This window comes from Flavicella sp. IMCC45537, from assembly GCF_057197705.1.
This window is the reverse complement of record NZ_CM170067.1, coordinates 510,064-523,284: the sequence shown is the minus strand read 5'-3', so window position 1 is coordinate 523,284 and position 13,221 is coordinate 510,064. Positions and strand designations below refer to the sequence as shown.

The window sequence follows — 13,221 nt, the reverse complement described above, 5'->3', positions numbered from 1 at the left end:
AAGTTTCTAACGCTTTCCACAAATATAAAAATCAATGCATGCCTAACTTCAATATTTTTATTATTTTTAGTCATATTCCTATTGCTATTTTATGAATTTCAGATCTAAATTTCGCCTCCATAAAAACAATGGCAGCAATAATAAATTATTGTTCTATGCTTTCGTAATAGGTGTTCTTGTTGGTATAGTAAGTTCCTTTTTCAGGATTTGTTTGAATTTTATTGAGCAGTATAGAGATAAATTATTTTCTATCTCAACCACTGAGGCTAGTATTTCATGGATTTATCCAATTATTTTTATCGCAATCACTGTTTCGTTGTCTCTATTTTTAGTCAGAAAATACGCACCAGAGACCACAGGTAGTGGAATTCAAGAAATTGAAGGTGCTTTGGATGGAATCCGTCCGATGCGATGGAAAAGAGTACTACCGGTAAAATTCTTTGCATCTCTACTATCCTTAGGTAGTGGCTTGCTACTCGGCAGAGAAGGTCCAACAATTCAATTAGGTGCCAATATAGGTAAAATGGTAAAGGATATCCTTGCTCCTTCCTCCATAAAAGAAAATGCTTTAATATCCGCGGGTGCAGCAGCTGGTTTAGCTAGTGCTTTTAATGCACCTTTTGCCGGAATTATTTTTGTTATTGAAGAAATGCACGAACATTTTAAATGGAATTTTTTCTCAGTTGCTGCCATTATGGTAGGCGCAGGTACTGCTGATTTAATGGTTCGTTTGTTACTGGAACCTGCACCTAGTATTAAAATGACAATTTTTGTAAGTCCTGATCCTAGTTCCTTATGGATGTTTGCCATTCTTGGTCTGATATTTGGAATTCTCGGATATTTGTTTAATTATTTATTAATTGGTTCACTTACTCTATTTTCTTTTCTCAAGGAAAAACCAGTTATCATAATTGGAATTTTTATGGCCATTATTATAGGATCTACAGGCTTGTTTTTCCCTGAGATGATTGGTGGCGGTTATCATACTATTACACAAGTCCTCAATCATAATTTTTCATTGAGTTTTTTATTGTTTTTACTTGGCATCAGAATGTTGCTTACCATTTTTAGCTATTCTTCAGGAGTATCCGGGGGGATTTTTGTTCCCATGTTGACATTAGGAATCTTATTTGGTATGTATTATGGGATCGCAATGCAAACCTACTTCCCTAACTTTATTCAGCATCCGGGAGTATTCGCTGTAGCAGGAATGGCTGCAATTTTTGCAGCAACCGTGAGAGCTCCATTAACCGGTTTGGTGCTAGCCGTTGAAATGACTTCAAACTACGAATTAATTTTACCACTAATTATAACAACAGTAACCGCCTCTGTATTGACTACTCTCATGGGAAACAAACCGATTTACGCAACGCTACTTTCACAAACAATAACAAATACAAAAGTCAATTCTTGATTCCATTTTCATTAACTTTGACTTATGAATACACCTGAAAAAACTTTGAAAATCATTGAAACTTTCAAAGTTCCATTGCTAGAGAAAAAAACAAGACTACAAGATTTAGCTCCTGGTATGTTTGAACATATTCCAACAAAAAGTGGTGTAAAAAAAGCGCTTAAAAACAAACTTATTAAAATCAATGGTAATTGCGTTAATTCTGGAACTTTCTTGCTAGGTGGAGAAATCATAGAACTATATGAATCTAGTTCAAAAAAAAACAAACCAAAAATTGACATCCAGCTAGAAGTTATTTTTGAAGATGACTATCTAGCACTTGTAAATAAACCTGCTGGGATAACTGTCAGTGGTAATAAAAAATGGACCTTAGAAAATGCATTGTCCTCACATTTAAAAAAAAGTAGTCACCCAGACGCCTTAGTATCTCCAGAACCTATTCATCGATTGGACCATCCAACAAGTGGAATTTTACTAATTGGAAAAACGAGTAGTTCAGTAATCAAACTGAATAAATTATTTGAAGAAAAAAAAATAAACAAAACATATTTTGCCGTCTCTACAGGAAAAATGAATGCTGAAGGGGATATTAACACTCCGATAGATGCTAAACCATCAAGCACAAAATATAAAATTTTAGTTTCTGAAATTTCTGAAAAATATGAGTTTCTGAATTTGGTTAAACTATACCCAGCAACTGGTAGAAAACATCAAATACGAAAACACCTTTCTTCCATTGGAAACCCTATTCTAGGCGACTCCATTTATTGTAATCCAGAAAAACGGGCAAAAGGAAATGGTTTGTATTTACATGCCTACTCTTTAGAATTTACGCACCCCATAACGCGAGAGATTTTATTTTTTAAAGCTAGTGTCACAAAAAAATTTCAACGCCTTTTCCCATCGTTCATATTTTAATATTATGTATACAGAAGAAAATCTAAAAGAGTTATTTGAGACAAGAAAAAATAAAGAAGGATTGATGCGTTTTATCAAATCCAATCCAAATGCCTTTTTACCATTACTTGAACTTTCATTAAAAAATACTCCTGACGCTTGGAAAGCATCTTGGCTCATCGGTCATGCGATGTCTCGCAATGATTCAAGAATTTTTGGTTTTATAGATCGCTTGATAGAACAACTCCCAACCTTAAAAGAAGGACATCAAAGACAAACCATAATTATTTTATTAAAGATGGAACTTGGAGAAGAACAAGAAGGAAAACTTTTTGATATCTGTTTGAATATCTGGGAGAACATAAAACTGATTCCCTCTACTAGAATTACAGCAATGAAATTTATTTTGAGTACTGTAGATAAATTCCCAGAGCTAAAAAGTGAAATTAAACTTTGGACACAAGACCAATACACTGAAAGTCTTTCTCCGGGTATAAAACACAGTTTAAGCAAACAGGTACATAAAATTTTAGACAATTAATAAATTGTTAGTCCCTTATTAAATTATTACTTTTAAACTTATTAATTCTTTTTTTCTCATGATGAAAAATCCTTTTTCTACTTCCATACTAACATTTTGTTTGATTGCTTTTTCTTTCTTCTCAATCACTGCTCAAAATACTACAGAGATAGAAAAAATAATATACAAAGCTGAGAATAAATTAAGAGGTAAAAGCTCTATTTCAGAAATGAAAATAACCACTATCCGAGCAAGATACACACGTGAAATGAGAATGAAATCATGGACACAGGGTGAGGATCTTAGTTTAATGTATATTATGGAACCTGTACGTGACAAAGGAACAACCTACTTAAAACGAAACAGAGAAATTTGGTATTATCTTCCTTCTATAGAACGTAATATAAAAATGCCTCCTTCAATGATGAATCAGAGTTGGATGGGAACGGACTTGAGTAATGATGATTTGGTAAAGAAAACCTCACTTTCAAAAGATTTTGATCACACGCTGCTAGGTACAGAAACTATTTCAGAAAAAGACTGTTACCGCATTAAGCTAATTCCGCATGAAAATGCCGATGTAATCTGGGGGAAAATTGAACTTTGGATTGAAAAGGAAAATTATAATGTAATGAAGCAGGAATCTTTTGATGAAGACATGGAGTTGGTAAACACAATGCTAGCCTCTGACATCAAAAACATGGGAGGAGAAATAATTCCTAGTAAAATGGAATTTTTCCCTGCAGACAAACCTAACCAAAAGACATTGATGGAATATGAATCAATTGAATTTGATGTAAAAGTTCCTTCTCATTATTTTACTACTCAATATATGACCAAAATAAAAGCATAATATGAGGTTTACATTTATCATGCTCGCTTGGCGAAATATTTGGCGAAATAGAAAAAGAGCTTTTCTGACGATCTCTTCTATTGCCGCTTCGCTATTTTTTGTTCTTTTCTTACGTCAAATGCAATTCTGGACCTATGATTTTAATATCAAAAACACTGTTTCCGGAAGTGTTGGATACCTTCAAATAACTGACAGTAGCTATGTTGATGAAAAAATAATTGACAACACACTTACCTCTGACCAAATTGATTTAAAAAAAATAAGAGAAATTGATGGTGTTAGTGGTGTTTATACCAAGTTTCAATCGGGAGCTTTGGTCTCAACTGGACTAAAATCTAGATTTGCCGCTTTAAACGGAATCAATCCATTAACCGATAATAAATTACTAAAGCTAGACAGAAAACTAAAAAAAGGTGCCCTACTCTCGCCTGATGATAAAGCGATATTAATCACAGAAAGAATGGCAGATTATTATAAGGTTACTGTTGGTGACACTTTAGTTTTGATGGGCCAAGGTTATCAAGGGTATACGGCTGCCGGATTATATCCAATCAAAGGTTTGTTAAGTTTTTCAGTGGGTGATTTTTCTAATATGGTTTTTATGCCCATAAAAGAGGCTCAGTATATGCATGTAGCAGAAAATAGATTTACCCATGTACTGATAGATTTAGAGAACAGTAATGACCTTCCTATCGTTGCTGAAAAAATTCAAAATGAACTAACAGATCCCTTGCTAAAACTTAGAACATGGATGGAGGTATTACCTGGATTAAAACAAGGATTAGAATTAGATGCTAATTCTGGATTAATCATTTCTGGTATACTTTATATGATTGTTGGTTTTGGAATTTTTGGAACCATTGTGATGTTATATAACGAAAGAAAATTTGAATTCGGTGTGCTTTCAGCTATCGGAACAGGAAGGAGTAGTTTGATATTTATCACCATGACAGAGTTATTTTTACTAGCCAGTATTGGTGTGCTCTTTGGTAACTTGATAGCCATGCCATTCTTATATTATTTAAATAACAACCCAATAGAATTAGGCGGTGAAGCTGCCAAAGCTATTATTGATCAAGGTTTTGAACCTTATGTGGGAACAGGAATGTTTTTAGAGGTATTTTTAGCAAATTCCTTTGCTGTATTGGCCATTGCAGGAGTTGCTTCTACCTATATTATTTTTAAGTTGATAAAAATCAACGCAATTGAATCCATGAAACAGTAAATTATGAAAACCATTATAAAAATTGCTTGGAGAAATTGTTGGAGAAACCCTTTGCGTACTTCAATTGTCATTCTTTCTATAGCTTTAGGAATATGGAGTTCCATTTTCTTGATGGGCTTTTCTACAGGCTTAGTAAACCAGCGGGTTGATAAAATGATTCATTTAGAAATCGGTGATATCCAAATACACTCTACCACCTATGATGTAGATGGAGATATTACAAACACTATTGAAAATATTGAAAACCTAATTCAAACCTTGGATAGCAATCCTGACATTCATTCCTATTCCTCCAGATTTAAAACAGAAGCCTATGCAGTAAGTCCACACGGCCAGATGGGAGTGAAACTACTTGGGGTTGATGCCAAAGCCGAACAACAGGTTTTAAATTTAGAAACAAGATTACTCGAAGGTACTTTTTTAGAATCTAACAATACCTACCCTATATTGGTTGGTAAAAAACTAGCAGAAGAATTACACCTAAGGATGAACTCAAAAATTCAATTGAATTTTACAGATCCTAATACGATACAAGTTTCAAAAAATTTTAAAGTTTGTGGCATATTTAATGCAGGAAATGAAGCCTTTGATGCAACTACAGTATTCGTTCCCAAAAACACGATTCAAAAAATTATTGGATCCGTGCCAACCCATGAAATTATTATCAAAACAAAACACGAAACACAGGCCGCGCAAATTGCACAGAACCTTCAACAAAAACATTCTGAAAGTTTAATTGAAAGTTGGAAAACTCGTTTTCCTGAGATTGCCTATGGTGTAGAAATGATGGATTCTACCATGTACATCTTGATGTCCATAATTATTGCAGCTTTGCTGTTTGGAATTATCAATACACTCACCATGTCTATTTTAGAAAGAAAAAAAGAACTGGGAATTTTAATGGCCGTGGGTATGAAAAAATGGAACATTCGCTTGATGATTGTTTTTGAATCACTAGTATACGGTATTGTGGGAGGTCCTATTGGAATTTTATTAGGCTTTCTAACCATGCAATATTTTGGAAATAAAGGCTTTGATTTATCCGGTTTTGGACAAGGTTTGGAGTCGTTTGGCTATGATCCTATGGTCTATTTTGAAATTGACCCACAGTACTACATAATCTATACACTTTACATTCTTTTTGCAACGTTTATTGGTGGGTTTTATCCGAGTAGAATTGCAACGAAACTAAATCCCATAGAAGCCATCAGGTCTATTTAATACAAGAATTATGAAAAAAGTAATTGAAACAATCAAGGTTCATAAAATATTCGGTGAAGGTGATATCGCTGTACATGCCTTAAACGATGTATCTATTCAAATCAATGAAGGTGAATTTACAGCATTGGTTGGTCCCTCTGGTTCAGGAAAAACAACTTTACTCAATATGATTGGCGGTTTGGATAGTCCAAATTCTGGAAATATTATTCTAAACAATCAAGATATCGCAGAACTGAACAAATCGGAAATGACAAACTTCCGTCAAAAAAATATAGGTTTTGTTTTTCAAGCTTATAATTTAATTCCTGTTTTATCTGCCTATGAAAATGCCGAGTTTATTATGCTTTTACAAGACATCCCTAAAGAAGAGAGAAAAGAAAGAGTTTATAAACTATTAAAAGAAGTTGGCTTAGAAGGAAAAGAAGACAGCAAGCCAGGTGAACTTTCTGGCGGACAACAGCAAAGAGTGGCCGTTGTGAGAGCTTTGGCTGCAAAACCGGCCTATATTTTAGCAGATGAACCTACAGCTAACTTAGACAGTACCTCTACAAAAGATCTTTTGGATTTAATGGCTAGATTAAATGAGGAAGAAAATATGACTTTTGTGTTCTCTACACATGATCAAAGAGTGATTGATAGAGCCAAAAGAGTTATTTATTTAGATGATGGAAAAATTGTAAATGATGAACAACGTTAAACGCTTTTGCTTACTCATTTTAATATACAGCTCATGCACCTGTTTTGCGCAAGAAAAAAGTGCATTCAAAGAGAATTTATCTTTTAGGGGATATCTAAAGTATATGCAGACTCTTGGATTTGTAGCAGAATCTGATTTAGCAGTTGACAATCTTATTCACAACCGTTTGAATTTTGCATATGATCTTGGCCAAGGACACAGAATTGTAACGGAATTAAGAAATCGTATTTTTTACGGAGCCTCTGTATCATCCATACCCAATTACGGAAAACTAATCAACGAATACGACGGCGTTCTTCCTTTTGAATTTTTAATTATTGGAAATAGTAATATTGTTATGAGTACCATTATTGACAGAGCCTATTATCAATATTCTAGTGAAAAAACACAATTAAGACTTGGTAGACAACGCATCAACTGGGGCATAAATACTACTTGGAATCCGAATGATGTTTTCAACAGTTATAATATCTATGATTTTGATTATGAAGAGCGTGAAGGTGCAGACGCTGTGAGATTCTCATATTTCCCTACTTATATGTCTAGCATAGATTTTGCCTATAAATTTACAGGGGACTGGAAGACAGATATCTTCTCAGCAATGTATAAATTCAATACCATGAATTATGACTTTCAATTTTTAGCAGGTAAATTTCAAGAAAAAATTTCTGTAGGAACTGGGTGGGCAGGAAGCATCAAAAGTATTGGATTTAAAGGGGAATTAACCGTATTTAAACCTTATGAAAATAATGAAGAGGCAACCAATACCTCCTTTTCTACCAGCTTAGATTATTCCTTAAAAAATGGAACTTATTTAATGACCAGTTATTTATTTAACTCCTCAGGTACAAACTTAGTTTCTGACGCTGTGAACGATGTGTTTGAAGTTCCCAATGCAGAATATTTAATGCCTGCAAAACACAACATCATGGGAACCGCATCCTATATGTTTAGTCCTATTTTTACAGGCTCTTTGATGACAGTATATAGTTTTGGTGTAAATAGTTTATCAATTGCACCTACCACTACTTTTAGCATCATGAATAATCTAGACTTGGATGTAATTGGTCAGTTTTTCTGGCAAGAATTTTCCACCAGTTCATTTCAAAATGTTGGTAACGGAATTTATTGGAGATTCAAATGGAGTTTTTAAAATGAAAAAAATTAGCATTCCCTCCGCTCCTACTTTTTTGCTGCTCATTTGTGCCTTTGTTGTTGGGCTTACTTGGTTCATTCCTGCAGGATCCTATGATACCTTAGCTTTCGATTCTGAAGACACTACCTTTATCATTCATTCTCAAGAAACGGATAAAAAAATAAAAGCAAATGAACAATCTTTAGATTCTTTGCAAATTGTAATTCCCTTAGAAAAATTCACATCAGGTGCCATTTGGAAACCCATTACCATTCCAAATACTTACCAACAACTGGAATCAAAACCTCAAAATATAATTGCTCTATTAAAAGCCCCTATCAAAGGAATCATAGCTGCATCTGATATAATATTTTTAGTTCTCATTTTAGGAGGATTGATTGGAATTATGAATTTTACTGGTGCTTTTGATGCCGGAATATCTTGGCTTGGAGATACTTTACAAGGAAAAGAATACTTGTTAATTATCTTCACGACAACTACAATTGCCATTGGGGGAACTACTTTTGGCTTGGCCGAAGAAACCATCGCTTTTTATCCAATTTTGATTCCCATATTTTTAGCTGCTCAATACGACGCTATGGTTGCCTTAGCTTGTATTTATATTGGGTCTAGTATAGGAACCATGTTTTCTACCACAAATCCATTTAGTACCATCATTGCCTCAGATACAGCTGGTATCAGTTGGACAACTGGAATCGAGTTACGCCTATTATTTCTAGTTTTAGCAACCGCAATATGTGTCATCTATATCATTCGATATGGTAAAAAAGTTCAAAAATCACCAGAATCTTCACTGATTTACGATCAAAAACAAGAAATCGAAAATCAATTTATGAGCATTCATAAAAAAGAATTGAATTTGCGTTTAAGATCCATACTATTAGTTTTTATTAGTTGTTTTATAATAATGATCTATGGAGTTTCTAAATTAGAATGGTGGTTTTTAGAAATGACCACTGTCTTTTTTTCTGGAGCGATACTGATCGGTTTCCTAGGAAAGATAAATGAAAAAATATTCGTTTCAACTTTTGTAAAAGGTGCAAGTGAACTTTTAGGAGTCGCATTCATTATTGGTATTGCAAGAGGAATTTCTATTGTTATGGATGATGCTATGATCAGTAATACCATACTTTATTATGCCAGTGAGCTTACTTCAAATATGCCTCAAAGTCTATTCGCTAATCTATTAGTTTTTATCTATGGAGCCTTGTCCTTTTTTATACCATCCTCATCCGGAATGGCGGTTTTAACAATGCCAATTATGGCACCTTTAGCTGATAGTTTAGGTTTTGGAAGAGAAATAATTGTCAATTGTTATTTATATGGCATGGGCTTATTTGCCTTTATCAATCCAACAGGTTTAATTTTAGCTTCTCTAGCTATCGTTAATGTTGGTTACGATAAATGGCTAAGATTCATTATGCCATTAGTTTTTGTTTTACTAATTTTTGTACTAGTTATAACCACGCTATCGGTAGAATTTTAATTTATAAATCACACCTCAATCTGAAAGATTAGTGTAAGTTTGTGTCTCTAAAAAACATCAATAAACTCATGAGTATATTATCCGAATTAGAATCAAGAAGTGGAAAAACCTGTGAACTTTGTGGTTCCACACAAAGCTTGGCTGCTTATCAAATTAAACCAATGAACACAGGAGGTATTGATGAAAATATTTTAGCCTGTACAACTTGTATAGAACAAATTGAAAACCCTGATAGCACAGACCCTAATCATTGGCGTTGTTTAAATGACAGTATGTGGAGTGAATTTGATAGTGTTAAGGTGATCGCTTGGCGCATGTTAAATCGTTTAAAAAACGAAGGATGGCCGCAAGATTTATTAGATATGATGTATCTAGAAGAAGATATTTTAAAATATGCTGCCGCTACAGGAGAAGGCTTAAGCGAAGATGAAAAAATTATTCATAAAGATTGCAACGGTGCTTTGCTTAGCAATGGGGATACTATTACCCTTACGCAGGATTTAGATGTAAAAGGTGGTGGGAATTTTACGGCAAAGCGAGGTACTGCGGTACGTAATATATCATTAACGCACGATAATGCAGAACATATTGAAGGTAGAATCAACGGAGTACATATCGTTATCCTAACAAAATTTGTAAAAAAATCTTTCCCTAAAGAATAATTACTTTTCATAAACATCATAAAAAAGGCGATTTCAATACAATGGAATCGCCTTTTTTATGATCTAATGTTTTGAATTTATTTTCTATTATTCCAAACAGAAACAATTACGTACAGTAAAATAATCAACGGAATCGCAATAAATTTTAATCCAATTAACATCAACATTGAAACTCCTAAAAACACAAATTTATAGCTATTGTCCTTCCATGAAAAATTTTGAAATTTCAGAGCAAACAATGGAATATCTGCATTTAGCAAATACGAACATAAAATTGATATCGCTACCAATACATATGCGTTTTGTAAAAATTCCGTAAAAATTTCAATATTGCTATAAGCCAAAATCCAAGGCAAGGAAACAATCAGTAAAGTATTTGCAGGGGTCGGTAGCCCAATAAAAGATGAACTTTGTCGTGTATCAATGTTAAACTTCGCTAACCTATATGCGGATGCCAGAGGAACTAACAAACCGATAAATGGCAAAAACTCAAAACCTTCACTTTGAAACAAGGTTTCAATAGGGACATTTGTTGTGGATCTTAAAATTAATTGAAATAAAACGATTCCAGGTACCAAACCAGAGGTTACCATGTCCGCTAATGAATCTAATTGCTTTCCTAACTCCCCTTGTACATTAAGAACCCTAGCGGCAAACCCATCAAAAAAATCAAATACGATACCTATGATTACGAATACACCTGCTAATTCTAGAGCTCCAAATATTGCATAAAAAACAGCAATAATCCCTGATAATAGATTTAAAAGCGTAATTGTATTGGGAATATGTTTCTTGATATTCATTTTTTATTTTTTTGTAAAAATAGACAATCCCTCATAAAATCATAATCTTAAATTTTTAAAGTTTCTCGACTTAAAAAATTACATGTCTCTTTCATCTAATCTCTCAATATTCTCTAGTATCTTTGTATTAACATTCAGTCTATGCCACTAATTAATACTTCCTTTAAAGCCTCATTTCCGTTTACCAATAGTCATTTCAGTACCATGTACCGAACGTTGTTTACAAACCCTTCGGCTAGCTTTAATAGAAAAAGAATAGAGACACCTGATGGTGATTTTTTAGATCTAGACTTCGCTACCTGTAACTCAAAGCAGGCTGTACTTGTAATTCATGGTTTAGAAGGAAGCTCTGAATCAAAATATGTCTTGACCACAACTTCTTTCTTGAATAATCATAATTATGATGTAATCGTTATTAATTTAAGAGGATGTAGTGGTCAATTAAACAATAAATTCAAAGCCTATCACACTGGTGAAACAGGAGATTTGCATTATGTTTTAAACCATTTAGCTACCCACTATGACTATCAAAATATTTCATTACTCGGTTTTAGTTTAGGAGGCAATGTTGTTTTAAAATACGCAGGAGAACAAAAAAATAATTTGAACGCTCTTGTTAATAAAGTGATCTCTATTTCTGCTCCTTGTGATTTAAAAGGTGCTTCTATAGCATTGGCAAAAAAAAGTAATTTTATTTATATGAAACGCTTTTTAAAAACGTTAGTATCAAAAGCATTGCAAAAGGCGGCATTATACCCTGATAAAAAATTGGACATTGACACATTAAAAAAGGCGCAAAATTTTGCAGATTTTGATTCCTTATTTACCGCTCCTTCATTTGGATTTAAAGACGCAGAAGATTACTGGGAGAAAGCGAGCTGCAAGTCTTTTTTAAAAGACATTAAAGTCTCTAGTTATTTATTAACAGCAAAGAATGATCCTTTTTTATCGGCATCATGTTTTCCAATAGAAATAGCAAAAGCCAGTGATTATTTGCATTTAGAACTAGCTGACAAAGGTGGGCATATTGGATTTGTGAAATCTTTTAGAAAAAGAAACGACCAATGGTTTGAGAGAAAAATATTGAATTATTTAAAGGATTAGCTACATTGATTTAAATACTGAACATAAATACAATATATTTGCAATAACATGGGGTAACCATGATAAAAAGATTACAATCATTTGAAAAAATTAACTTTCATTTTATTCATTTTTGCCTTTACAAACTCAATAGTTGGGCAAACAGCTCGTAAATATTCTAATGAATTTTTAAACATTGGTGTAGATGCGGCTGCTTTAGGGATGAGTAAATCTGTAACCGCTACCAGCTCTGATGTGAATTCCATTTACTGGAACCCAGCAGGTCTTTCAAAAATAAAAGTAAGTCAAGGTGCTTTAATGCATACCTCTCATTTTGCTGGAATTGCAAATTATGATTACGCTGCTGTGGCCTTAGCTCCAAAAGAAGATGATGGCCTTGTTCTAGCTTTTTCAGTAATTCGTTTTGGTGTGGATGATATATTGAATACTACACAATTAATTGATAACAACGGAAATATCGATTTCAATAGAGTAAGTCTTTTTTCTGCTGCTGATTATGCCTTTACATTTGGAGTTGCCAAGGAGATTAAATCTGTGAAAGGATTAAGTATTGGATTAAACGCAAAAATTATTCGTAGAACGATTGGTGAATTTGCATCATCATGGGGTTTTGGAATTGATGCAGGTGCGCAATACCGTTTAGAAAAATGGCAGTTTGGTTTAATGGTGCGTGATATTACAACAACGGTGAATACATGGACCATAGATTCAGAGGGCTTTGAGGATATTAAAAATGCTATTCCCGGACAAAATGATGAATTACCTACAACTACGGAATTAACAATTCCTAAAGTACATTTAGGAATTGCTAGAAATTTTGATTTTAAAAACAAAGACTTTAAATTACTGACAGAAGTAAATTTCCATACAAGATTTGCTCAAACTAATGATATTATTTCTAATGAATCCCTTAGTATAGATCCGTCCTTAGGTTTTCAATTGGATTATCAGAAATTAGTATTTTTAAGACTAGGTGTTGGAAATTTTCAAAATGTCAATGAATTTGATGACAGTACTTCTCTTAGTTTCCAACCCAATATAGGACTTGGTTTCAGTTATCATGGGATCCAAGTGGACTATGCACTATCAAACATTGCAAGTACAGGAAACGCATTGTACTCCAATACATTTTCTATTAAAGTAGATTTCGACTTTATGAAACCTAGAAAACAAAATAAATAGC

13 protein-coding genes are annotated in these 13,221 nt (G+C 33.4%); 12 read left to right on the top strand and 1 reads right to left on the bottom strand.

All coding sequences use genetic code 11. The features are described 5' to 3' along the window. The first annotated feature begins 91 nt into the window (after positions 1–91). From clcA to AC2DGP_RS02365, 10 genes are all read left to right on the top strand, one after another. Positions 92–1,414, top strand: coding sequence for a H(+)/Cl(-) exchange transporter ClcA (gene clcA / locus AC2DGP_RS02410; protein ID WP_484491436.1), 1,323 nt, complete (start codon positions 92–94; stop codon positions 1,412–1,414). A gap of 24 nt (positions 1,415–1,438) precedes the next feature. Beyond that, complete coding sequence (locus AC2DGP_RS02405; RefSeq protein WP_484491435.1) at positions 1,439–2,332, top strand: RluA family pseudouridine synthase; 894 nt, start codon at positions 1,439–1,441, stop codon at positions 2,330–2,332. Positions 2,333–2,336: 4 nt separating this feature from the next. Then, positions 2,337–2,852, top strand: coding sequence for a hypothetical protein (locus AC2DGP_RS02400; protein WP_484491434.1), 516 nt, complete (start codon positions 2,337–2,339; stop codon positions 2,850–2,852). Positions 2,853–2,910: 58 nt separating this feature from the next. Beyond that, positions 2,911–3,684: an outer membrane lipoprotein-sorting protein gene (locus tag AC2DGP_RS02395; RefSeq protein WP_484491433.1), complete on the top strand. Its 774-nt coding sequence runs from the start codon at positions 2,911–2,913 to the stop codon at positions 3,682–3,684. A 1-nt stretch (position 3,685) separates the two neighbouring features. After that, complete coding sequence (locus AC2DGP_RS02390; protein ID WP_484491432.1) at positions 3,686–4,909, top strand: ABC transporter permease; 1,224 nt, start codon at positions 3,686–3,688, stop codon at positions 4,907–4,909. A 3-nt stretch (positions 4,910–4,912) separates the two neighbouring features. Next, positions 4,913–6,130, top strand: a complete 1,218-nt coding sequence (locus tag AC2DGP_RS02385) for an ABC transporter permease (RefSeq protein WP_484491431.1) — start codon at positions 4,913–4,915, stop codon at positions 6,128–6,130. Between the two features lie 10 nt (positions 6,131–6,140). Further along, positions 6,141–6,827 carry an ABC transporter ATP-binding protein gene (locus AC2DGP_RS02380; RefSeq protein WP_484491430.1) on the top strand — a complete coding sequence of 229 codons (687 nt, stop codon included), beginning with the start codon at positions 6,141–6,143 and terminating at the stop codon, positions 6,825–6,827. A gap of 103 nt (positions 6,828–6,930) precedes the next feature. Continuing rightward, the gene (locus tag AC2DGP_RS02375) at positions 6,931–7,980 is read left to right on the top strand and encodes a hypothetical protein (protein ID WP_484491429.1); all 1,050 of its coding nucleotides are present in this window, start codon (positions 6,931–6,933) and stop codon (positions 7,978–7,980) included. 1 nt (position 7,981) lies between these two features. Beyond that, a complete protein-coding gene (locus AC2DGP_RS02370; RefSeq protein WP_484491428.1) occupies positions 7,982–9,469 on the top strand; it encodes a YfcC family protein in 1,488 nt (495 codons plus the stop codon). A gap of 68 nt (positions 9,470–9,537) precedes the next feature. Then, entirely contained in the window at positions 9,538–10,131 is a 594-nt protein-coding gene (locus AC2DGP_RS02365) for a PhnA domain-containing protein (protein WP_484491427.1), read from the top strand. A gap of 77 nt (positions 10,132–10,208) precedes the next feature. Here the strand turns inward: AC2DGP_RS02365 and AC2DGP_RS02360 are convergent, their stop codons facing one another. After that, entirely contained in the window at positions 10,209–10,928 is a 720-nt protein-coding gene (locus tag AC2DGP_RS02360; protein WP_484492476.1) for a CDP-alcohol phosphatidyltransferase family protein, read from the bottom strand. A gap of 147 nt (positions 10,929–11,075) precedes the next feature. On the opposite strand from AC2DGP_RS02360, the gene AC2DGP_RS02355 reads away from it, so the two are divergent. Together AC2DGP_RS02355 and AC2DGP_RS02350 are read left to right on the top strand one after the other, a co-directional pair. Beyond that, the gene (locus tag AC2DGP_RS02355) at positions 11,076–12,038 is read left to right on the top strand and encodes a YheT family hydrolase (protein WP_484491426.1); all 963 of its coding nucleotides are present in this window, start codon (positions 11,076–11,078) and stop codon (positions 12,036–12,038) included. Between the two features lie 81 nt (positions 12,039–12,119). Beyond that, a complete protein-coding gene (locus tag AC2DGP_RS02350) occupies positions 12,120–13,220 on the top strand; it encodes a putative type IX sorting system protein PorV2 (protein ID WP_484491425.1) in 1,101 nt (366 codons plus the stop codon). The last annotated feature ends 1 nt before the right edge of the window (position 13,221 follow it).

Bases quoted from the DNA above. Each gene is read 5' to 3' on its own strand.
- clcA (WP_484491436.1), top strand. From the start codon at position 92: ATGAATTTCAGATCTAAATTTCGCCTCCATAAAAACAATGGCAGCAAT.
- AC2DGP_RS02405 (WP_484491435.1), top strand. From the start codon at position 1,439: ATGAATACACCTGAAAAAACTTTGAAAATCATTGAAACTTTCAAAGTT.
- AC2DGP_RS02400 (WP_484491434.1), top strand. From the start codon at position 2,337: ATGTATACAGAAGAAAATCTAAAAGAGTTATTTGAGACAAGAAAAAAT.
- AC2DGP_RS02395 (WP_484491433.1), top strand. From the start codon at position 2,911: ATGATGAAAAATCCTTTTTCTACTTCCATACTAACATTTTGTTTGATT.
- AC2DGP_RS02390 (WP_484491432.1), top strand. From the start codon at position 3,686: ATGAGGTTTACATTTATCATGCTCGCTTGGCGAAATATTTGGCGAAAT.
- AC2DGP_RS02385 (WP_484491431.1), top strand. From the start codon at position 4,913: ATGAAAACCATTATAAAAATTGCTTGGAGAAATTGTTGGAGAAACCCT.
- AC2DGP_RS02380 (WP_484491430.1), top strand. From the start codon at position 6,141: ATGAAAAAAGTAATTGAAACAATCAAGGTTCATAAAATATTCGGTGAA.
- AC2DGP_RS02375 (WP_484491429.1), top strand. From the start codon at position 6,931: ATGCAGACTCTTGGATTTGTAGCAGAATCTGATTTAGCAGTTGACAAT.
- AC2DGP_RS02370 (WP_484491428.1), top strand. From the start codon at position 7,982: ATGAAAAAAATTAGCATTCCCTCCGCTCCTACTTTTTTGCTGCTCATT.
- AC2DGP_RS02365 (WP_484491427.1), top strand. From the start codon at position 9,538: ATGAGTATATTATCCGAATTAGAATCAAGAAGTGGAAAAACCTGTGAA.
- AC2DGP_RS02355 (WP_484491426.1), top strand. From the start codon at position 11,076: ATGCCACTAATTAATACTTCCTTTAAAGCCTCATTTCCGTTTACCAAT.